Source organism: Bradyrhizobium sp. USDA 4472, from assembly GCF_054058595.1.
The window spans coordinates 6,497,076-6,518,688 of the sequence record NZ_JBSSAM010000001.1 but is presented as its reverse complement, the minus strand read 5'-3'; the positions used below and the strand labels follow the sequence as shown (position 1 = coordinate 6,518,688).

At 63.4% G+C, this 21,613-nt stretch carries 19 protein-coding genes; 10 read left to right on the top strand and 9 right to left on the bottom strand.

Annotation, left to right across the window (positions count from 1 at the left end):
- The first annotated feature begins 171 nt into the window (after nucleotides 1–171).
- The gene (locus ACVWZ4_RS30685) at nucleotides 172–1,695 is read left to right on the top strand and encodes a caspase family protein (RefSeq protein WP_456763638.1); all 1,524 of its coding nucleotides are present in this window, start codon (nucleotides 172–174) and stop codon (nucleotides 1,693–1,695) included.
- Nucleotides 1,696–1,938: 243 nt separating this feature from the next.
- On the opposite strand, the gene ACVWZ4_RS30680 is transcribed toward ACVWZ4_RS30685, so the two are convergent.
- Both ACVWZ4_RS30680 and ACVWZ4_RS30675 read right to left on the bottom strand, forming a co-directional pair.
- A complete protein-coding gene (locus tag ACVWZ4_RS30680) occupies nucleotides 1,939–3,480 on the bottom strand; it encodes a M81 family metallopeptidase (protein ID WP_456741793.1) in 1,542 nt (513 codons plus the stop codon).
- 9 nt (nucleotides 3,481–3,489) lie between these two features.
- On the bottom strand, nucleotides 3,490–4,830 hold the full coding sequence (locus ACVWZ4_RS30675) for an MFS transporter (RefSeq protein WP_456741792.1): 1,341 nt from the start codon (nucleotides 4,828–4,830) through the stop codon (nucleotides 3,490–3,492).
- Between the two features lie 98 nt (nucleotides 4,831–4,928).
- On the opposite strand from ACVWZ4_RS30675, the gene ACVWZ4_RS30670 reads away from it, so the two are divergent.
- From ACVWZ4_RS30670 to ACVWZ4_RS30660, 3 genes are all read left to right on the top strand, one after another.
- On the top strand, nucleotides 4,929–5,840 hold the full coding sequence (locus tag ACVWZ4_RS30670) for a LysR family transcriptional regulator (protein ID WP_456703420.1): 912 nt from the start codon (nucleotides 4,929–4,931) through the stop codon (nucleotides 5,838–5,840).
- Between the two features lie 37 nt (nucleotides 5,841–5,877).
- A complete protein-coding gene (locus ACVWZ4_RS30665) occupies nucleotides 5,878–7,137 on the top strand; it encodes an FAD-dependent oxidoreductase (RefSeq protein WP_456703421.1) in 1,260 nt (419 codons plus the stop codon).
- A gap of 179 nt (nucleotides 7,138–7,316) precedes the next feature.
- Entirely contained in the window at nucleotides 7,317–8,087 is a 771-nt protein-coding gene (locus ACVWZ4_RS30660) for an outer membrane protein (RefSeq protein WP_456703422.1), read from the top strand.
- Nucleotides 8,088–8,175: 88 nt separating this feature from the next.
- On the opposite strand, the gene ACVWZ4_RS30655 is transcribed toward ACVWZ4_RS30660, so the two are convergent.
- The 4 genes from ACVWZ4_RS30655 to parE form a co-directional block, all read right to left on the bottom strand.
- Entirely contained in the window at nucleotides 8,176–8,946 is a 771-nt protein-coding gene (locus ACVWZ4_RS30655) for an SDR family NAD(P)-dependent oxidoreductase (protein ID WP_456703423.1), read from the bottom strand.
- Between the two features lie 21 nt (nucleotides 8,947–8,967).
- Complete coding sequence (locus ACVWZ4_RS30650) at nucleotides 8,968–9,153, bottom strand: hypothetical protein (protein ID WP_456703424.1); 186 nt, start codon at nucleotides 9,151–9,153, stop codon at nucleotides 8,968–8,970.
- A 220-nt stretch (nucleotides 9,154–9,373) separates the two neighbouring features.
- On the bottom strand, nucleotides 9,374–10,159 hold the full coding sequence (locus tag ACVWZ4_RS30645; protein ID WP_456703425.1) for an outer membrane protein: 786 nt from the start codon (nucleotides 10,157–10,159) through the stop codon (nucleotides 9,374–9,376).
- A 428-nt stretch (nucleotides 10,160–10,587) separates the two neighbouring features.
- Nucleotides 10,588–12,636, bottom strand: coding sequence for a DNA topoisomerase IV subunit B (gene parE, locus ACVWZ4_RS30640; protein ID WP_456790428.1), 2,049 nt, complete (start codon nucleotides 12,634–12,636; stop codon nucleotides 10,588–10,590).
- Between the two features lie 292 nt (nucleotides 12,637–12,928).
- Between parE and ACVWZ4_RS30635 the strand changes: the two genes are divergently transcribed.
- The 3 genes from ACVWZ4_RS30635 (at nucleotide 12,929) to argC (ending at nucleotide 15,333) form a co-directional block, all read left to right on the top strand.
- Entirely contained in the window at nucleotides 12,929–13,459 is a 531-nt protein-coding gene (locus ACVWZ4_RS30635; protein WP_456703427.1) for a DedA family protein, read from the top strand.
- A 225-nt stretch (nucleotides 13,460–13,684) separates the two neighbouring features.
- Nucleotides 13,685–14,353 carry an FMN-binding negative transcriptional regulator gene (locus ACVWZ4_RS30630; RefSeq protein ID WP_456703428.1) on the top strand — a complete coding sequence of 223 codons (669 nt, stop codon included), beginning with the start codon at nucleotides 13,685–13,687 and terminating at the stop codon, nucleotides 14,351–14,353.
- Nucleotides 14,350–15,333, top strand: coding sequence for an N-acetyl-gamma-glutamyl-phosphate reductase (argC, locus tag ACVWZ4_RS30625; RefSeq protein WP_456703429.1), 984 nt, complete (start codon nucleotides 14,350–14,352; stop codon nucleotides 15,331–15,333). Before ACVWZ4_RS30630 ends, argC begins: the two co-directional genes overlap by 4 nt.
- 109 nt (nucleotides 15,334–15,442) lie before the next feature.
- Here the strand turns inward: argC and ACVWZ4_RS30620 are convergent, their stop codons facing one another.
- From ACVWZ4_RS30620 to ACVWZ4_RS30610, 3 genes are all read right to left on the bottom strand, one after another.
- Nucleotides 15,443–15,757: a hypothetical protein gene (locus ACVWZ4_RS30620; RefSeq protein WP_456790427.1), complete on the bottom strand. Its 315-nt coding sequence runs from the start codon at nucleotides 15,755–15,757 to the stop codon at nucleotides 15,443–15,445.
- A gap of 125 nt (nucleotides 15,758–15,882) precedes the next feature.
- Nucleotides 15,883–16,281, bottom strand: coding sequence for an MAPEG family protein (locus ACVWZ4_RS30615; RefSeq protein WP_456741790.1), 399 nt, complete (start codon nucleotides 16,279–16,281; stop codon nucleotides 15,883–15,885).
- 57 nt (nucleotides 16,282–16,338) lie between these two features.
- Entirely contained in the window at nucleotides 16,339–18,150 is a 1,812-nt protein-coding gene (locus tag ACVWZ4_RS30610) for a PHA/PHB synthase family protein (protein WP_456703432.1), read from the bottom strand.
- Nucleotides 18,151–18,403: 253 nt separating this feature from the next.
- Here ACVWZ4_RS30610 and ACVWZ4_RS30605 point away from each other — a divergent pair, with 253 nt between their 5' ends.
- The 3 genes from ACVWZ4_RS30605 to ACVWZ4_RS30595 all read left to right on the top strand — a co-directional run bounded on the left by ACVWZ4_RS30605 (nucleotide 18,404) and on the right by ACVWZ4_RS30595 (nucleotide 21,490).
- Complete coding sequence (locus tag ACVWZ4_RS30605) at nucleotides 18,404–18,679, top strand: hypothetical protein (RefSeq protein ID WP_456703433.1); 276 nt, start codon at nucleotides 18,404–18,406, stop codon at nucleotides 18,677–18,679.
- Between the two features lie 245 nt (nucleotides 18,680–18,924).
- Nucleotides 18,925–20,145: an LL-diaminopimelate aminotransferase gene (locus tag ACVWZ4_RS30600; RefSeq protein ID WP_092229124.1), complete on the top strand. Its 1,221-nt coding sequence runs from the start codon at nucleotides 18,925–18,927 to the stop codon at nucleotides 20,143–20,145.
- A 28-nt stretch (nucleotides 20,146–20,173) separates the two neighbouring features.
- Nucleotides 20,174–21,490, top strand: a complete 1,317-nt coding sequence (locus ACVWZ4_RS30595) for a homoserine dehydrogenase (RefSeq protein ID WP_456741789.1) — start codon at nucleotides 20,174–20,176, stop codon at nucleotides 21,488–21,490.
- Nucleotides 21,491–21,613: the final 123 nt, after the last annotated feature.

Here is a 21,613-nt window from a genome sequence, read left to right as displayed (position 1 = left end):
ATTCCCTCCAAGAAAAAGCAGATTCCGGCGGAATCTGCCATAGGCCAGATGGCGCAGCTGCTGGGACGGGCCGGTTGAACCGCCGTTGTGGCTGAGCCGACTATCACATCGACGGGGGCGGGCTTCCGGATCGCAGCCGACGGGGAGCCGCTCTCAAGGGGGAACATCGAGATGACGCGTCGGGTTTTCAGAATTTTGGCAGCGATTGCCGTTGTGGCGAGCCTCGGCACTTTCGTTGACGCCGCCCACGCCGAAAAGCGCGTCGCGCTCGTCGTCGGCAACAACGACTACAAAAACGTTCCAAAGCTCCAGAAAGCCGTCAACGATGCCCGCACCATGGGCGACACGCTGAAGCAGCTCGGCTTCCAGGTAATGGTCGCCGAGAACCAGAACCGTCAGCAGTTCGCCGAGACGCTGCTGGCGTTCGACCGCGCGATCGAGCCCGGCGACACCGCCTTCTTCTTCTATGCAGGCCACGGATTCGAGATCGCGGGTCAGAATTATCTGCTGCCGACCGATGTCCCGGCGGCAACCGAAGGCCAGGAAGAGCTGGTGCGCGACGCCTCCATTCTCGCCGATCGCGTCGTCGAGCGTCTCCAGAACAAGAAGGCGCGCACCTCGATCCTCGTGTTCGACGCCTGCCGCAACAATCCGTTCGAACGATCAGGCACGCGTGCGGTCGCCGGCGGTGGCGGGCTTGCGCCGATGACACAGCTTCCTGAGGGCGTGTTCTCGGTGTTCTCGGCCGGGCCGCGGCAAACCGCGCTCGATCGTCTCTCCAACGACGATGCCAATCCGAATTCGGTGTTCACCCGCACCTTCGCCAGGGAGCTGCTGCAGCCCGGCGAGTACCTGGTGCAGGTCGCGCAGCATACGCGCCGTCTGGTCAGCGAGATGGCCGACACCGTCAAGCACAAGCAGGTGCCGGTTTATTTCGACCAGATGGTCGACGACGTCTTCCTCAGCGGTGCCGCGAAGGATGCGGCGGCGGGAGTGATACGGCCGGCCGATCCGCCGCCGCAAAAGGTCGCGGCGCTGCCGCCGGTGTCGGCGCCGCGCGTGCCGAAGGAGGAGACCACCAACGCGCCGATCGCGAGCTTCTCGCGCCACAATGGCGGCTGGAGCGTGACGTTCTCGTTTGCCGACCCCACGCTCGGCGTGTCCTGGCGCATGGCCGGCAATGGTGATTTCCGCGAGACCGGCTTCATGGACACGCTCGATCCGCGCACCCGCAAGCGGATGCCAAATCCGTCGATCGAGCTGCCTGCGGATGCGCCGGCCGGCACCATCGAGGTTCGTTACGTCGATGCCTCCGGCGACATGCAGGGTCCGTTCCCGATCAAGTTCGATCCGGAAGCGGCGCTGATCCGCGACCAGCGCAAGATCCTCGACATGACCGCCACCAGTTGGCTGTCGTTCCGCCAGTTCAACGGGCTGCTGGTCTACTACTCTCATTTGGTGTCGTACCGCTGTGCAATCCGCGAGGTGCGCATCGGCATCGACACGGCGGTGCCGGATAAGGTGCTGAAGCTGCCGCCCTGCGATCTCCGCGATCCCTCTGCGATCACGGCCGGCATGCTGCTCTATGAGAAGCTGCCGCCGGCGACGCAGTTCATGTCCGTCGAATTGACGTACCGCGACGGCAGCGTCTCGGAGGTCAAGAGCTTCCGGACCGCGAACCGCAGCAACAATTGAGCGGTTTGAACCGCCGAGGCATGCGCGCTTCTCAGGCGGACATCGTGCGGTATTGCGTGTAGATGTCCGCGCGCCTGTCGGTACAAGCCCGACATGGCTTCGATAGCGGGCGACGTCATCGATTGAGGTCGGGCTCGAGCACCTTCCCGTCAAACTGGATCAGGCTTACGTTCGCCTTGCCAGTCATCTCTTGTCCGTTTCCTCGTGCGGGCGCAGCGTCCCGCGCCATCTGTTCGGATGACATCAATGCGCGATTTCCGGAGCAAACGGAAATACGCGGTGCGTATCCAGCCGCTTGTAGGGCAAAAGCCTGAGATCGGCGACTCCATGGTCCGGCGTATCGACGATCAGGATCTCCGCGGCCACTCCCTCGTAGAAGGCCCGGAAATGGGTCTTTGAACGGAGCACGATGATGTCGAAGTCTTCCGGACGAAGTCCGAACACGCCGAAGGCGTCACCATCCACCGCGAATGCAAAGGCGCTGACAACGCTCACCGACAATCCATCGACGTCAAGCAGTGCCGACATGCCCAAGTCGACAGGCATGCCATGCATGTAAGAGCCGGTCACGCGATAGGATTTCGGGCCTGCCCACAGCACGCGTGCGGTGACGTCCAGCGTCGGCCCCGCCTTCTCGGAGCTATGGCCGCCGAGCTTGAGCTTCACCAACGCACCGATCCCTGCTGCGAACGCTTTTTGCGCGGCGGCCGCGTCCCAGAGAAACGGCACCGCGGCCCGTGGGACACGGCGTTTGAGCAGCTCGGCGAGCAGGTAGGTGGAGTCGTTCATGCGGTCAGCGTGCTCGACCAGGACGTAGGGGCGCCCCGTGGTCTCGCGTACCGCGAGGCCTGCGCACGCCCGGGAAACTGCCGCCTCCGCGGTATGGACTTCGAAGGGCCTGTAGAGCGCGTGCCGATGGTTCCAGACCTGCCCTGAGAGATGGTCTGCGATCGTCTGAGCTCCGGCGAGATCGCCATCCGTGACGCACAGCACCGAAAAGCCGGCATTGTGCGCGTCGGCATAGGAAAAGCCGGCCATCAGCGAAATGTCGACATAGCGCTCGCTGTCGCGTTCGATTTTGTGCCCTTCCTCGATGAGATCTGCCAGGGGAAGCAAGGCGGTCGCACTGAAGATCGACGGGACGAGCACGCCTGGCTTGGCGATCGCCCATGCGGGCGAAATCTCGCCACGCAGCGTGCGGAGCATGCAGATGGCGGCGCGCCGTCCGGTATCGCCTGTGTCCGTATGTGGCGACTTTCGATAGGCGAACGCGGCAGTCGCGTTTTGCAGCGTGTCTGCGTCGATGTTGCCGTGATAATCCAAGGCGACGATCAAGGGTTTATCGGGCCCCAGGGCAACACGCACCGTGTCGATGATGAAGCGCTCGGGGTCCGGATAGGACACCGTCCAGCACGCGCCGTGCAAGAAGAGTAGCACGCCATCCAGATCGGGCAGGGCTCTGACGCCGGAGGCCATCTCGTTCGCATAGCGTCTCAAGGCATCATCCGTGGCGGGCCCCACGGCGCCGAGTGCCGTATGGACGAGCGGAGCCAACTCCACGTTCGCCTGCTCGCAGATTTCGATGAAGCCGCCCATCACGGTATTTGTGCCGCGGAGGTCCTCGACGATACGATCCCCGCGCAGCGCCACCTGCTCGAAATCGTCCCAAGTCGAGACGACAGGAAGGAAGCTCACGCTCTCGATATGGAAGCCGGCGATCGCGACCTGAAACCGCTTGTGCGTACCGTTCCCGCGATCGAGAGGGATTGGAGCCTTGTGGACCATCGTTCCCCCTTAAGCCGACACAACGTGCCGGGCCATCAGGTGCCGCGGAATTAAAAGGATCAGACCGGCGGCTGCGAACAGCGCGATCGCCAGCAGCGAAACGCCGGCCATCATGCTGCCCGTCATCTGGCTCAGGACGCCGAGGACTGCCGGGCCGACGAAACCTGCGGTGGCCGCACCAATATTGACCAGTCCGGCCCCGCTGGCCGCTGCCGTTCCCGCCAGCACGCGGGAAGGCAGGCTCCAGAACATGGCCAATGTGCACTGGATGCCGGAGATGCCGACCGTGAGGCACAAGAAGGAGAGCGCCGGCACGTCGCGCGTCGCGACACCCGTCACCAAGGCGGCGCCGCCGACAATCAGGGGAGCTGCAGTGTGCCAGAGCCTCTCGCCAGTCTTCACGGAGTGGAACGAATTGAGCTGCATGGCGCAGGCCGCGATCAGGTAAGGCAGTGCGGTCACGATGCCGATCTGGAAGTTCGTCAGCCCGCCGAACGACTTGATCATGCTCGGCATCCAGAACACGAGGCCGTAATTGCCGAGGTTGTAGAGAAACGAGGTTGCGAACAAGATCCATAGCGTCGGCTCTCGCAACGCCGGCCACAGGCTCGTTTGCTTGTCCCTGGACTCCTGGGCGAGTTCGCGCTGCACCAGGGCCTTTTCGTCGGATGTCAGCCATGCAGCATCGTCCGGCCGTTCGACGATCGCCTTGCTCGCGACGACCCCGAGCAGGATCGCGGGGAGGCCTTCGAGCACGAACATCCACTGCCAGCCTCGTAGGCCGTAGCCGCCATGGGTGACGTCCATGATCCAGCCGGACAGCGGACCGCCGAGGATCACGCCGAGGGGCAGGGCGAGGAACAGTAAGGACATCACCTTGCTGAGCCTGAACGAGGGAAACCACAAACTGAAGCAGGCGATCACAGCCGGAAAGAAGGCGGCCTCCGTGATCCCGAGCAGGAAGCGAAAGACGTAGAAGCTGGTCTCGTCGCGGGTCGCCAAAGTTGCCATGGAGACGAGCCCCCATGAGATCATCGACGCCACAATGCACTTTCGCGGGCCGTAGAGCTGAACCAGATAGCCTGCGGGTACCTGGAGCAAGAGATAACCGACAAAGAACAAGCCCGCGCCAAAGCCATAGGCGGCCTCGCTCAGGTGCAAGTCGCTGACCATGCCGAGCTTGGCGAATCCGACGTTCACCCGGTCCAGGTAGCCAAAGAAATAGCAGACGAGGATGAGCGGCATGATGTGCAGCACGATCTTGCGGTAGGTCGCGTCTGCCGCGACCACGTGCGTTGGTGTGGTCATGGCGATCGGCACTGGCGAGGCGAGTTGCTGCTGTACGGACATCGGTGCTACCTGTTCCTTTCGGTCCGGCGATGCGGATCGTAGAAACCGCCGACAACGAGGTCCAATGCGGGTTCGCTTGCGACTGATGAGACTTCCGCATGAAAGTCGAGAACGCTGAACTCGAGGCCTTCGTGATTGCGGCCGAGCTGCTGAATTTCCAGCGCGCAGCCGAAAAGCTTCATTTGACCCAGCCGGGCCTGTCGCGCCGGATCCAGAAGCTGGAGCAAACGCTGGGGGTCGAGCTGTTCAGCCGTACCACCAGGTCGGTGGCCCTCACCGGGGCGGGACGCCACTTCCTCCCGATGGCGCGCCAGCAGATCAACAATCTGAACGGGATGCTCGATTCAATCCGCGAGGTCGCCGAGAGGCGCTTCGGCAAGATTCGGGTAGCCAGCATTCCGACCGTCGTCTGCCAGGCTTTTCCAGCCTTGCTGAGGACGTTCACCGAACGGCATCCCAACGTGGGTGTCCAGGTGTTCGACGGAAACCAGGACCTTGTCGTTCGCCAGGTCCTGTCCGGGTTGGCCGAATTCGGGGTCGGCGTGGACCCCGGGCCCGATCCCGATCTGACTTTCGCACCGTTGCTGGCAGACCGGTTCGTCCTGGCGGTGCACAAGGACGACCGGTTGACCGCGCGCCAATCGGTCACGCTGCAAGAGCTGCAAGCGATGCCGAAGCTGCGGCTCATGATTGGCGGACGCGACAGCGGCAACAGGCTCTTGCTGGAGGTATTGCTCGGGAATGCAGCCCTGAAACTGCGCTGGTTCTACGAAGTCGAGCACGTCTCCTGCATCGTCGAACTCCTGGAAGCTGGCGTCGGCTGCGCCATCCTGCCGGCTATGGCGCTGCCGGCAGATCCCGGCTCCAATATCAGGGCAGTTCCAATCTCGGTCCCGGAAATTACACGGACCGTCGGTGTCATCCGCCATCGGTCCCTGAACATCTCGCCGCTTGCCGGCGAGTTCTTGGATCTTGTGACCAGGCGCCTTGGCACCGAGCCGGCGTCATGATCGTTGTTGTGAACCGAACCACACCGAGGCCATGGTCATGACCGTTGATATGACGCAACAGCCGACCGGATCACGCCCGATGAAAGTCCGCTGCTGCATCGTCGGCGGCGGTCCCGCCGGCATGATGCTCGGCTATCTCCTGGGACGCGGCGGCATCGATGTCGTGGTGTTGGAGAAGCACGCAGATTTTTTCCGCGATTTTCGCGGCGACACCGTGCATCCGTCGACGCTTCAGGTGATGGACGAGCTAGGCCTGATCGACGGATTCCTCAAGCTGCCGCATCAGCGCTTGCAGAAGATGGACGGCCTGTTCGGCGGCACCAAGGTGCGGATCGCCGATCTCAGCCGGCTGAATACGAAGTACCCGTTCATTGCCTTCATGCCGCAATGGGATTTTCTCAATTTCCTGCGCGAGGCGGGCAAGCGCTTCGCCTCGCTGAAGGTTTTGATGAGCACGGAGGCGGTCGACCTGATCCGCCGCGGCGACGCCATTGCCGGCGTGCGCGCCCGGACGCGCGACGGCATCGTCGACATCGAGGCCGATCTCACCGTTGCCTGCGACGGGCGGCATTCGACGGTGCGCGAACGAGCCGGCCTTGCCGTCGAGGAGATCGGCGCGCCGATGGATGTGCTCTGGTTCCGGGCCGGCCGGTCTGGCGACGAGACCGAAAATCTGTTCGCGCGTGTCGAGCCAGGCAAGATGATGGTGACCTTCGATCGCGGCGATTACTGGCAGTGCGCCTATGTCATCGCCAAGGGACAATATGATGCGGTGAGGGCGAGGGGACTACAGGCGCTGCTCGACGACGTCGTGCGCATGGCACCGATCCTCAAGCGCGGGATTGGCGAGGTGAAGAGCTTTGACGACGTCAAGCTTCTCACCGTCGCGATCAATCGCCTGGGCCGCTGGACCAGGCCCGGCTTGCTCTGCATCGGCGACGCCGCGCATGCGATGTCGCCGGTCGGCGGCGTCGGCGTCAATCTTGCCGTGCAGGATGCGGTCGCGACTGCCAACCTGCTCGCGGGCAAGCTGACGCGCGGCTGTCCATCGGACGAAGAGCTCGATGCGATCAGGCGGCGCCGCGAGTTCCCGGTGAAGATGACGCAGGCGATGCAGGTGATCGTGCAGAACAACATCATCAGCGGTGCGCTGAAGGGCGGCGATCAACCGCTCAAGGTGCCGCTTGTCTTGCGCCTCATCAATGCGCTGCCATGGCTTCAGGGTATTCCGGCGCGCTTCATCGCCATCGGCGTGCGGCCGGAGCACGTGCATTCGACAGCCGTTCCGGCACCCTGATGCAGCGGTTTGGTAGGGATAACGCCGCGTTAAATCGCAGCTTCGGCGTGGCGTGTGTGCAACAGCGCATCCGGATTCAGGGGCCGCCAACTGCCAATCCCGTGCCTTAACTGTCTTGATTCAAATTCGAGTAAGAACTGCGTGTGAGCGTGCGCCCATCAAAGGACACGGGGTGTACCATGCGTAACAAGTTGATTGCCGCCTTCGCCTGCACGACCGCTCTGGTTTCGACTGGTGCAGCTTCCGCCGCCGATCTCGCCGCGCGTCCCTACACCAAGGCGCCTGCCTATATCGAGCCGCTGTTCAACTGGACCGGCTTCTACGTTGGTGGTCACATCGGCGGCGCCTGGACCAACGAGCAGTTCATCAACAACGGCGTCGGTGCCCCGTTCGGCGATCTGACGCCGGGGCAGGGTTACCGTCAGCGTAGCGCGGGCATCATGGGCGGCGCCCAGATCGGCTACAACTGGCAGGCCAACAACTACGTGTTCGGCATGGAAGGCACGATCTCCGGCCTCGACAACAGGGGCACCGTCGTGAACACCGCGTTTGGCGCCGGTGACGACGTCTTCACGTGGCGTGCGAATCTGCTCGCCACCGTCGTCGGCCGCGCTGGCTTCGCGGTTCAGAACAACCTGTTCTACTTCAAGGGCGGCTACGCCGGCGTCAACAACCGTCTTAACGTCAGCGACACGGTCGGCCCGGCGACGGGTTCAGGTGGTCAGACCCACTGGGCCAACGGCTGGACGGTGGGCGCCGGTTGGGAATACGGCATCACCCGCAACTGGATCGTCGGCCTCGAGTACAATTACGCGGCCTTCGGCGGCCAGACCTATCAACTCGGCGGCACCTCGGGCAACTACACCTTCGATGCCAAACCGCGTGACATCCAGTGGGCCGTCGTCCGCGCCAGCTACAAGTTCGACGCGCCTGCGATCGCGCGGTACTGAGCCACAAACGACCAATCAGCAAAAAAGGTCACTGCCAAGAATTCAAAGCCCCGGCATTGCCGGGGCTTCTTTTTGCACCACAGGCGCCTCATGCCATCACCGAGAATCCGCCATCGACCGGGATTGCGGTGCCCGTGACGAAGTTCGACGCCGCGGAGGCGAGGAAGACCGCGATGCCCGCGAAGTCGTCGATGTCGCCCCAGCGGCCCGCGGGCGTGCGTGCCAGCACGCGCTCGTGCAGGCCCGAGACCTGCTTGCGCGCGCCGCGCGTGAGATCGGTGTCGATCCAGCCCGGCAGGATGGCATTGACCTGGATGTTGTCAGGCGCCCAGGCATTGGCGCAGGCGCGCGTGTACTGCACGATGCCGCCTTTGCTCGCCGCATAGGCGGTCGCGAAGCTCGCGCCGAAGATCGACATCATCGAGCCGATGTTGATGACCTTGCCGTTGCCTGACGCCTTCAGCGCCGGATAGGCCAGCTTCGAGCAGACGAAGGCGCTGGTGAGGTTGGTGTCGATCACCTTGTTCCACTCGTCGAGTTCGAGCTCGTGCGGCGGCTTGCGGATGCTCATGCCGGCGTTGTTGATCAGAATGTCGATACGGCCGAGATCGTTCAAGACGCGGTCGATCATCGCCGCGACCGCCGCCTTGTCGGTGACGTCGGTGGTGACTGATACGGCCTTGACGCCGCGACCCCTGAGATCGGCGACCGCTGCGGCCGATTTGGTTTCATTGCGTCCGACCACGGCGATGTCTGCGCCGGCATCAGCGAGCCCGTGCGCGAGACCGAGGCCGATGCCGCCATTGCCGCCTGTGACGATCGCGACCTTGCCGCGGAGATCGAACCGGTTGGATGTCATGCTTTCACGTCCTGGTTTCTTTCATCGGTTGCTTTGCCAGATCAGCACCAGCCCGAAGCCTGCCATGGCAGCGCCATAACCGGCCCATTGCAGCTGGTTGACCATGAAGCTCGATCGCGGCCAGGCGACGGTGCCCGTGCCCTGTCCGATCCAGAGCAGCCCGAGGGCGACGGCAAGCAGGCCTGCGACAAGCAGAAATCTGCGCATGCATTCCTCCATCGGTCTGATTCTGTCGCGACCCATGGCATCAACGATCGCCACGGACCCGCGAAAACGTCCCGCAACACTAGCCGCAGCGTCGGTTCGGATACAATGGTCGCTGACGGCCGGTAAGGCACCGCGCAACGAAAAAACCCCGGACGATGCCGGGGCTTTGACGTCTGAAGGTGAATTCAGCTCAGTACTTTAAATCTTGCTACTTCAGATCTCAGTACTTGGCGACGACCGGGCCGGTCCAGTTGAAGCGGTAGACCAGCGAGGTGGAGATCGTCTGGTTCCAGTTGTTGGCGCGGATGCTGTTCACGCCGGTCGGCAGGTTGGTGGTGTTGAAGAGCTCGTCCTGAGTCTTCGCATCGTAGAAGGCCGAGCGATACTCAGTCTTCATGAACCAGCCGGGCGAGGAGATGCCGAAGATGTTCAGGCTGTTCTCGACACCGCCACCGACGAACCAGCCGTTGCGGTTGTAGCCGTTGAGGTGCGTGCCGGAGGAAACGCCAGCCAGATTGGTGAAGTTGGTGCTGCCGAAGTGAGCGCCGCTGTAACCGCCGTTGACGTAGGACAGAACGTTCGGAGCGACCAGCCAGCCGAGGCGGACACCCGCGGCCCAGGAGTCTTCCAGCTTCTGGCTACCGGTGATCTGGGCGAGCGGATCCTGCACGGTGGCGCGGATGCTGCCGAACTGACCGTCGGCGAACACGCCGGCGACCCAGGTGCTGTTGAACTGCCAGTCGTAGCCGAGGCCGACGGTGCCGAACCAGCCCGAGCCACCCTGGCGCTGGGTGATGGTCAGGGGCGTGCCCGTGGTGGTCGAGACGACGCTCTGGTCGGAGTTCGAGAGGCCGCCGCCGGCGCCGCCGAAGATGTAGAAGCCGGTCCAGTTCGCGACCGGAGCCGCCATCGGGGCCTTCACGTAGGGACGAGCCGCAAGATCAGCCGCCGACGCCGAACCCGTCATTGCCGCAATCGCGGTCAGTGCGAGAGCAATCTTCTTCATGATAAAATCCCCAACCTTGGTTCGAAGCAGGCGCGAGCGCACTGAAGTCCGTGTGTTCTGATGGCTCGGACTATAGACGGTTCTCGCCGAAATGCTGTTGCAGGCCAGGCACAGTCGCCGGAAAACGCCCGCTCGTCAGGTTCGATGACGCCGTCATCTATATCGACAAAAATCAATCTATTTCAATATGTTAATGGATTGCACAGGCTGTGGTCCAAGATGGGTTTCTTCGTTCGGAATGCGCCTTTGCCCGAGCGCGAGGCAATCCTGACGCAGCCCGGGCGTGCGCCCGTCCGCTCTGAGTCGTTGGCCGAGTCGCCCGCCGCCAGAGGAATCGCCGAGGCGGACTGGAGGGAAGCGCTGCACGGTTGCCCCAAAATGAAAAAGCCCCGGCGCAAGGCCGGGGCTTTTGGGTGGCCATCGCCGCATCAGACGTCGAGCAGTTCCTCGCTGGCAAATTCAGCCTTGTCCGAGATGAACGCAAAACGCGCCTCGGCCTTGGTGCCCATCAGGCGCTCGACCGAATCCGCCGTGGTGTCGCGATCATCGGGCAGCAGGACCACCTTGAGCAGCGTCCGCTTGCTCGGATCCATGGTGGTTTCCTTGAGCTGCGCCGGCATCATCTCGCCGAGGCCCTTGAAGCGGTTCACCTCGACCTTGGCGTTGGCGTTGAAAGCGCTCTTGATCAGCTCGTCCTTGTGCTTGTCATCGCGTGCGTAGACCGATTTCTGCCCGTGGGTCAGCTTGTAGAGCGGCGGCACGGCGAGGAACAGATGTCCCTCGTCGATCAGCTTCGGCATCTGCCGGTAGAAGAAGGTGATCAGGAGCGAAGCGATGTGGGCGCCGTCGACGTCGGCGTCGGTCATGATGATGATGCGCTGATAGCGCAGATCCTCTTCGCGATACTGCAGGAGTTGTCCGCAGCCGATCGCCTGCACGAGATCGGACAACTGGGCGTTCGCCGCCAGCTTGTCCTTGCCGGCAGAAGCGACGTTGAGGATTTTTCCACGCAACGGCAGCACCGCCTGGGTTTTGCGATCGCGCGCCTGCTTGGCGCTGCCGCCGGCCGAGTCACCCTCGACGATGAAGAGTTCGGAGCCCTCGGTGCCTGCGTCGGTGCAGTCCGCGAGTTTGCCGGGCAGGCGCAGCTTCTTGCCGGCCGTCTTGCGCGCCGTCTCCTTTTCCTGGCGGCGGCGCAGCCGCTCCTCGGCTCGGTCGATCACGAAGTCGAGCAGACGGTTGGCCATGTTCGGATTGCCCGAGAGCCAATGGTCGAACGGATCCTTCATCGCCTGTTCGACGATGCGCTGCGCTTCGGCCGTGGCGAGGCGGTCCTTGGTCTGGCCCTGGAACTCAGGTTCGCGCACGAACACCGAGAGCATCACGGCGGCGCCCACCATCACGTCTTCCGACGTGATGGACGAGGCGCGCTTGCCCTGGCCGACGCGCTCGGCGTGATCCTTCAGGCCGCGCAGCAGGGCGCTGCGCAAGCCCGATTCATGGGTGCCGCCGTCGGGCGTCGGCACGGTGTTGGTGTATGAAGACAGGAAGCCGTCGGCATCCGCGGTCCAGGCCACCGCCCATTCGCAGGCGCCATGCGCGCCGTTGCGCCCCGACTTGCCGGAGAAGATGTCGGGATGCACCAGCGTATCGGCGTGGATCGCCGCCGCCAGATAATCCTTGAGGCCGCCGGGGAAGTGGAAGGTGGCCTCGGCCGGAACGTCCTCGACGCCCTTGAGGAGTTCGGGCGCGCAATTCCAGCGAATCTCGACGCCGCCGAACAGGTAGGCCTTCGAGCGCGTCATCTTGAACAGACGTTGCGGCTTGAACGCGGCCTTGGCGCCGAAGATGTCGGTATCGGGCTTGAAGCGCACGCGCGTGCCGCGGCGGTTGCTGATCTTGCCGAGATCCTCGAGCTTGCCCTTGGGATGGCCGCGCTCGAAGCTCATGCGGTAGAGCTTCTGGCTGCGCGCGACCTCGACCTCGAGCCGCGAGGAGAGGGCGTTCACGACGGAGATGCCGACGCCGTGCAGACCGCCCGAGGTCTCGTAGACCTTGCTGTCGAACTTGCCGCCCGAATGCAGCGTGCACATGATGACTTCGAGTGCCGACTTCTTCGGGAACTTCGGGTGCGGATCAACAGGAATGCCGCGGCCGTTGTCGGTGACGGTGAGGAAGCCGTCCGCGGAGAGCTCGACGCCGATGAAGGTCGCGTGTCCCGCGAGCGCCTCGTCCATCGAGTTGTCGATGACTTCGGCGAATAGGTGATGCAGCGCCTTTTCGTCGGTGCCGCCGATATACATGCCGGGCCGGCGCCGCACCGGTTCCAGGCCCTCAAGCACCTCGATGTCGGCTGCCGTGTAATCGGCTTCCCCGCCGCTCGCGCGCGGCGCGGCCTTGGCTGCGGGAGCGCGCCCCTTCGGCTCATTGCCGTCGAACAAATCGTCTTTGCTTTTTGTCTTCAACTGCTTGGACATATATCTTGATGTGCTTTGAGGGCCGCGCAGGCGGCGAATCGGTTGCGGAGACTATGCCACGGCCGGCCTGGAAGGTCAGGCCGCGCCGATCTTGACCGCTTCTTGACTGCTTCTTGGGGTGGTTGCGAGCCAATCCCGGCGATTTTACGCCGCCGGCTCACCAGATCCCGGCAATTTGACGCCGCCGGCCGCCCCGTGCAGAGGTTTGTGACTTGATGTCACACAAGTCCCTGGCTTACCAGTGCTTTTCATGGAACATGACCTCAGGGCGAGGCGGGAAGGCTAATCTGGAATGGAGCAGTTTGCGCACGCACTGGCCGATTTCGTGCGTTTACACCAGGCCTGGGCTGCTCCGATCGTGTTCCTGCTCGCGTTCGGGGAATCGCTCGCCTTCATCTCCCTGCTGATCCCGGCCTGGGGGGCACTGGTCGCCATCGGCGCGCTGATCGGCGCAAGCGGCATCAGCTTCTATCCGGTCTGGATTGCCGGCGCGATCGGCGCCGCGCTCGGCGACTGGGTCTCCTACTGGTTCGGCTATCGCTACAAGGAGCAGGTCGCGCAGATGTGGCCGCTCTCGCGCTATCCGGAAATTCTTCCCAGAGGCGAGGCCTTTGTCCGGAGCTGGGGCGTGCCCAGCATCTTCATCGGTCGCTTCTTCGGTCCCTTACGCGCCTCCGTGCCGCTCGCCGCGGGCATCTTCGAAATGCCGTACTGGAGCTTCCAGGCGGCCAATTTCATCTCGGCGCTGGTGTGGGCAGCGGCACTGCTGCTGTTCGGCGATGTCATCGCCAGGATCATGGAATGGATCTGGCGCCTCATCTGACGCCGTGAACCTTGACGGGAACTGCATCTGGCCTTATAGCCGCGCGCCATGATCAACGCCGCGACCATCCTGTTCGCCCGTCGCCGCCGCCGCAGCTTTGCGGTTTGGGCGGTCGATCGCGTTTGAGATCATCGTCTTTGCCGCTGGATCCGATCCGCGGCATTCTTTCTCCTGTCAGCGCGATCTGATCCAGCGGCCCCCAAGGAGGCCCAGCAGGAGACCACGATGTACACGCCACCCTTTTTCAAGCCGGATCGTGCCGCGAGCCTGAAATTCGCAGGCGAGCGCGGTTTCGGCACGATGTGCGCCTTCGACGGCTGCAAGCCGGTCGCTTCGCCGCTGCCGTTCTATTTGACGTATGCGGCCGACGGCACGCCGCAGGCAGCCTTTCATGTCGCCCGTCACAATCCGCTGGTAAGGCTTGCGGACGGCACGACGCGCTGGCTGCTCGCGATCAACGGCCCCGATGCCTATGTATCGCCCGACTGGTACGTTTCGCCGGATCAAGTGCCGACCTGGCTGTATCAAACGGTGCATCTCACCGGGCCCGTGAAGCTGCTGTCTGACGATGAGCTGGCGGTGCAGATCGACACGCTCAGCGACATCTTCGAGAGCTGGCTGCTGCCGAAGAAGCCGTGGACTTCAGGCAAGATGACGACAGGCCGGCTCGAGGCGCTGAAGAAGGGGATCGTGGGTCTGGTCATGAAGGTCGAAGAGGTCGAAGGCAGCTTCAAGCTGAATCAGCACAAATCGGACGCCGACTACGTCGCGATCGCGAATGCACTCGGCGCACAAGCCGATGCCGACGCCAGGAAGATCGCCCAACTGATGCAGGACGTGAGGCCCGAAGCCTTCGCGGCCGAAACCAACATGCTCGAAAGGAGCGTATCATGAGCCTCACGGAAACCACGAAAGCGCCGTCCACCGGCGCAGCCGAGAAAACCGCCACCGTCTTCGTCGACGGCGGCTCCGGCACCACCGGCCTCGGCATCAACGAGCGGCTGAAGCTCCAGAACGATGTCGTGGTGAAAACCATCGCCGACGACAAGCGCAAGGATCCTGCGGCCAAGAAGGCGCTGATGGAGGAGGTGGATCTCGTCATCCTCTGCCTGCCCGACGATGCCGCCAGGGAGACGGTCGCACTGATTGACAGCATGGGGACTTCGGCGCCGAAGGTGCTGGACGCCTCGACCGCGTATCGGGTCGCACCTGACTGGGCCTACGGCTTTGCGGAGCTGGCGCCCGACCAGGCCGGCAAGATCAAGGCCGCGAAGAAGGTCTCGAATCCGGGTTGCTATCCGACCGGCGGAATCGCGCTGCTGCGGCCGATCGTCGATGCGGGCCTGTTGCCGCCCGACCATCCCATCAGCGTCAACGCGGTGAGCGGCTATTCCGGTGGCGGCAAATCGATGATCGCAAGCTTCGAGGACGGCAGTGCGCCATCCTTCGAGCTCTATGGCCTCGGCTTCGAGCACAAGCATCTGCCGGAGCTGCAGCTCTATTCGAACTTGACGCGGCGCCCGATCTTCATTCCCTCCGTCGGCAACTACCGGCAGGGCATGCTGGTCTCGATCCCGCTCCAGCTCGACACGTTGCCGGGCAAGCCTGATGGTGCCGATCTCCAGGCGGCGCTGGCCAAGCGCTACGCCGGCTCGAAATACGTCAAGGCGATGCCGCTCCAGAACGAAGCCTCCAAGGGCGGCCGCATCGAGCCGGAGGCGCTCAACGAGACCAACATGCTCGAGCTCTACGTCTTCGCCAGCGACAAGTACCACCAGGCGGTGCTGGTCGCGCGGCTGGACAATCTCGGCAAGGGCGCCTCGGGCGCTGCCGTGCAGAACATGCGGCTGATGCTGGGTCTGCCGGAGGCGTAAGCGGCACGCCGTTCCCCGGACGCGGCGCAGCACTGCCCTGGCGATGCGAAGCATCGTCCGGCGGTGATGCGCTGCAGAGCCGGGGCTCATGCCCTGCGGCGCGCATGCCTTACTGTCGGATGATCTCAGCCGGAAACGGCCGCGCGGGTCGACCGGCGCAGACGTTGTTGCGGGCCGTCACCGCGGCGTGGCGGGATGCCTCAAATGCGCCAAGTGACTCGTTGGAGACATCGCAGACGTCCTGATGGTCCCTCGCGTAGTCGACGACGGCGCTCCAGGCCTGCGATGCGCGGATATTGTCCTCGCAACGGTTGAGCATCAAGCTGCGCGTCTTGGGCTTGGAGGCCTCCGTCGCCTCGTTGCGCAGGCGGGCCAGTTCCGGGGCATTGCACCTGCGCGACGGCCGCGCAACACGAGGCGGCAAGGGTGATCGTCGCGATCACCGGCAAAAGAATCCGCATCGGCAGTGCCTCGTTTTGGCTTCCACCAGCACGGAACGATAGACTTGGATTGGCCGCGGGAACAGCCCTGTTCGTACCCCTGGCTGCCTCAAAACACCTTGAAGATCGCGAGCGCCAGCACGGCCTGGGCCAGGAAGCCGACGGTGAAGGCGAGCGTACGAAATACCGGGATGCCGAGCGCATAGACGATGACATGCGCGACGCGCGACCAGAAATAGACCACACAGGCGAGCACGGTCCATTTCGAGGAATAGTCGATCGCGTTCAGGATCAGCACCAGCGGTGCGAACAGCACGAGATTCTCCACCGCGTTGTCGTGCGCGAACATCAGGCGGTTCGCCCATTCGGCCTGAGGCTTGTCGCCGCGCGAAGGATTGGCCATGGCGCCGCCGAGCCCACGAACCTGGCAACGGTTGATGGTGTAGGGGATCCAGAGGATTCCGGTCAGGATCACCGTACAGGTCAGCCAGAACAATTCACGCGTCATAATCCGGTCCCCTCCAAATCGATACCGTGAACTTATACGAAAGCGCGCGCTGTTGCGCTATGCGCGAACCCTGACATAGCTGCCTGGCGCGTCCTCGATCGGGGGCAGCGCCTCGGTGCCGACGCTGCGCGCGGGCACTTCCTCCGGGTCGAGCGCGCCCAGCCATTCACGCCAGTCCGGCCACCACGAGCCCTTGTGCTCCACCGCGCCCTTCATCCACTGGGCGATGGTGACGTCCTTGATGTTGTCGTTGGTCCAGTACTGGTACTTGTTCGAGGCCGGCGGATTGACCACGCCGGCGATGTGGCCGGAGCCTGACAGCACGTATTTCACGGGCCCGCCGAAGAATTGCGAGCCGTACAGCACGGATTCTGCTGGCGCGATGTGGTCTTCGCGGGTGGCGAGGTTGTAGACGGGCACCTTGACCTTGGAGAGGTCGAGCAGCGTGTTGTCGAGCACCATGGTGCCGGTCGACAACCGGTTCTCCAGATAGCAGTTGCGCAAATAGTAGGAATGGTTCGCCTGCGTCATCCGCGTCGCGTCGGAATTCCAGTGCAGCAGGTCGAACGCGCTCGGCTCCTTGCCCTTGAGGTAGTTGCTGACGACGTAGGACCAGATCAAATCGTTCGAGCGCAGCATGTTGAAGGCCATCGCCATCTTGGAGCCTTCGAGCACGCCCGACATCTTCATGTCCTGCTCGAGCGCGGCGATCTGGTCCTCGTCGACAAACACGAGGAGATCGCCGGCATGGGTGAAGTCGACTTGCGCGGCGAAGAACGTCGCCGACGTGACGCGCTGGCGCCGCTTCTCGGCGAGCCAGGCCAGCGTGGTTGCCAGCATGGTGCCGCCGACGCAATAGCCGGCCGTATGCACCTTCAGCTCGCCGGTGACCTTCTCGATCACGTCCATCGCCGTGAGCGGGCCCTCCTTCATGTAGTCTTCCCAGCTCTTGGCTCCGAGCTTCTTGTCGGGATTGACCCATGAGATCACGAACACGGTGATGCCCTGGTCGACACACCACTTGATGTAGGACTTCTCCGGCTTGAGATCGAGGATGTAGAACTTGTTGATCCAGGGCGGCACGATCAGGAGTGGCGTGCGCAGCACCTTCTCCGTGGTCGGAGAATACTGGATCAGCTGCATCATCTCGTTCTGGTAGATCACCTTGCCTGGCGTCGTCGCCATGTTGACGCCGACGACGAGATTGTCCGGATTGGACTGGCGGATCTTCAGCATGCCCTTTCCGGCGGCGATGTCCTCGGCCAGCATCGTCAGGCCGCGCGCGAGGTTCTCGCCGCTGCTTGCAACCGTCTCGCGCAGCACCTCCGGATTGGTCAGCACGAAATTCGAGGGCGAGATCGCGTTGGTGATCTGCTGGACGTAGAACTCGGCCTTGCGGCGGGTCTGCGCATCGAGCTCGGCGTCATGCACCAATTCCTGCGCCCATTTGCTGGTGAGCAGATAGAGCTGCATCATGAAATCGAAGAACTGGTTCGACTTCCATTCCGGATCGGCAAAGCGCTTGTCACGCGGGGAGGGTGATATCGCGGGCTGGGCGTCCTGGCCGGCCATCCGCCGCGCCGCAGAGCCCCAGAGGTCGAGATAATCTTTTGCAAGCTTGGTCTGCAGGTCGGACGCACGCGATTGGTCCGATAACCAATACTCGGCGACCGACGTGAAGGTCTTGACGACCTCGGTGAGCTCGGCCGGCGGGCGGTCTTGCACCTCGCCGCTTTCGCGCGGCTTCAGATACGCGGCGAGCGCCTTGCCGCCGCTCTCCATCGCCCGCGCGACATTCATCGCGAAGGCTTCCGCATCGAACTTCATGTCGGACTTTGACTTGGGCGTGTCGGTCGTAACGGTACTCATGGAGACGACAGTAACAATTCATTCCGTATTCGTCACCGCGAAGCTCGCTGGTTTCGCGTCAAAGAGGTGCGAAGATGTGCTGCACTGCGACAAAGCTTCTTGCTTTTGTCACAATCGCCGTGCACCTCACGTTCCGTGGGCCTTGGATGATTTCTCGCTCGCGCCATTTGTGGGCAGCAATGGTTTGAGCTTGGGCAGGTTGTTGGTTAAGCTACCGGCAGCCTGGCGTTGGGACGAGTAGGGGATTTCCCAGGTGTTGGCGTTGTGGGACCTGCAAAAGACGCGGCTTGCGTGCTGCGCGCTGCTGATGGTGGTGTTCGCGTTGGGGGGCTGCTCGAGTCAGCTTGCCGATATGACTGCCGCCGATACGGCGGCGCATCCCAAGGAGCCAGGTGCCTATTTGCCGGTCCACGACCTGCCGCCGGACCGTGATCAGGCGATCATCCCGCTCGACCAGCGCGTCAAGATCGAGGCCGAGCTAGCGGCCGCGCGCGACCGTCAGGCCGTCGCCGCCAAGGATGCCAAATAGAACGCCAATGCGCGACGGCACGGTCATCGGGCGGCGCAAGGTAAATCGCTGGCGCCCCCGCCACTCCGTGCTAAAAGACTTCAATTCAGCCGAGAGTCAGGACGAAGGAGTTCAGTCCTCGTCGTCGAATTTCACTCCAAGTATTTGATTTTGAGTGATTTTTGCACGCAGGGCGAAGCCTCCTCGAAAGGGTCGTCATCGCCCTTCGATTCTGTCTTGACCGGTTGCCCGGAGCCCAGAGAGCCATGGACGATTTTTACCGCATCCGCCGCCTTCCGCCTTACGTGTTCGAGCAGGTCAACCGGGCCAAGGCGGCCGCGCGGAATGCCGGCGCCGACATCATCGATCTCGGCATGGGCAACCCGGACCTGCCGGCCCCGCCCCACGTGCTGGAGAAGCTCAAGGAGACGTTGGGCAAGCCGCGCACCGACCGCTACTCCGCCTCCCGCGGCATCCCCGGCCTGCGCCGGGCCCAGGCTGCCTATTACGAGCGCCGCTTCGGTGTGAAGCTCAATCCCGATACCCAGGTCGTGGCGACGCTCGGCTCAAAGGAAGGCTTTGCCAACGTGGCGCAGGCGATCACCGCGCCGGGCGACGTGATCCTCTGTCCGAACCCGAGCTATCCGATTCACGCCTTCGGCTTTTTGATGGCGGGCGGTGTGATCCGCTCGGTGCCCTCGGAGCCGACGCCGCAATTCTTCGAGGCTGCGGAGCGGGCCATCGTGCATTCGATCCCGAAGCCGCTCGCGCTCGTCGTCTGCTATCCTTCGAACCCGACCGCCTATGTCGCGAGCCTCGATTTCTACAAGGACCTTGTCGCATTCGCGAAGAAGCACGAGATCCTGATCCTGTCCGATCTCGCCTATGCCGAGGTCTATTTCGACGAGAGCAATCCGCCGCCCTCGGTGCTCCAGGTGCCGGGCGCCATCGACGTCACCGTCGAGTTCACCTCGATGTCGAAGACTTATTCGATGGCGGGCTGGCGCATGGGCTTCGCGGTCGGCAACGAGCGCGTGATCGCGGCGCTCGCCCGCGTCAAATCGTACCTCGACTACGGCGCCTTCACTCCGGTGCAGGTCGCCGCGACTGCGGCGCTGAACGGTCCCGATGATTGCATCAAGGAGATGCGCGACACCTATCGCAAGCGTCGCGACGCGCTGGTGGAGTCGTTCGGCCGCGCGGGGTGGGACATTCCGCCGCCGGAAGCCTCGATGTTCGCCTGGGTGCCGCTGCCGGAGGCCTTCCGCAGCGTCGGCAGCATGCAGTTCGCGACCCTGATGGTGGAGAAGTCAGGTGTTGCGGTCTCGCCCGGCGTCGGCTTCGGCGAACATGGTGAAGGATATGTCCGCATCGCCATGGTGGAAAACGAGCAACGGATCAGGCAGGCCGCACGCGGCGTGCGCCGCTTCCTTGAAAGCGGCATCGAAACGTTGCACAACGTCGTTCCACTCGCCAACAGGCGCTAATTCTCTCCTGCAGGTTCACTAAAGCATCATGGTTGCACCCCTCAAAGTGGGCATAGCGGGGCTCGGCACCGTGGGCGCCGAGGTTGTCCGTTTGATTGAGACGCAGGCGCGCGTGCTCGCGGGCCGTTCCGGCCGCGGCATTCGCGTCGTCGCGGTGACGGCGCGTTCGAAGGCCAAGAAGCGCGGCATCGATCTGCGCGGCGTCGAATGGGCGAAGGATCCGCTGGCCGTCGCCACGCATCCCGAGGTCGAGTGCTTTGTCGAGTTGATGGGCGGCGCAGGCGATCCCGCGCTGGCCGCCGTCGAAGCCGCACTCGGTTCCGGCAAGTCCGTCGTCACCGCGAACAAGGCGTTGCTCGCCAAGCACGGTCTGAAGCTCGCCAAATCGGCCGAAAAGCATGGCGGCGCGCTGAATTTCGAGGCAGCCGTCGGCGCCGCGATCCCCGTCATCAAGACGTTACGTGAAGGTCTCGCCGGAACCGGCATCGAGCGCGTCTATGGCATCCTCAACGGCACCTGCAATTATATCCTGACGCGAATGGAGCAGGAGGGCCTGTCGTTTGCCGAGTGCCTCAAGGATGCGCAGCGGCTCGGCTATGCCGAGGCCAATCCGTCCTTCGACGTCGACGGCCACGATACCGCGCAGAAGCTCGCCATTCTCGCCAGCCTCGCTTTCGGCACGAAAGTTGCTCAAAGCGCGGTCTATGTCGAAGGCATCTCCTCCATCGCGCCGGAAGATCTGCGCGCGGCCGCCGATCTCGGCTACCGCGTCAAGCTGCTCGGTGTTGCCGTGCGCACCGCCACGGGTATCGAGCAGCGCGTGCATCCGACCATGGTGCCAAAAACCTCCTCGATCGCGCAGGTGATGGGTGTCACCAACGCGGTTACGATCGATGGAGAGGGCATTCCCCCGATTACGCTGGTCGGACCCGGCGCGGGTGGTGCGGCGACTGCATCCGCTGTCGTCGCCGATATCGCCGATGTTGCGCGCGGCATCCGCGCCAATCCGTTCGGCCGGCCGATCGCGCAGCTGCGCGACACCAGGAAGGCGCCGATGGAGCGGCACGAGGGCGGCTACTACATCCGCCTTCTGGCGCGCGATTTCCCGGGCACCGCGGCTGCGATCGCGACCCGGCTGGCAGAGCAGAAGATTTCGATCGAGTCGATCGTGCAGCGCCATCCCAATGGCGGCGCCGCATCGGCAAACGGCAAGGCAGTGCCCGTGCCCGTCATCCTGATCACCTATGCCACGCATGAGGACGCCGTGCGCCGCGCACTCGCCGCCGTGCAGAGGGACAAGGTGATCAGCGGACTGCCGCAGGTCATCAGGATTGAGAAGAACTAGAGCATGATCCGGAAAAGTGTGGAGCGGTTTTCCGAAAAGAGCATGCTCGAGAAATAAAAACGGTTCGAACGAACTGTGAGTGTTGCGAGTTGATGCGGGCAGGGCGTCCTGTCCAAAACCGTT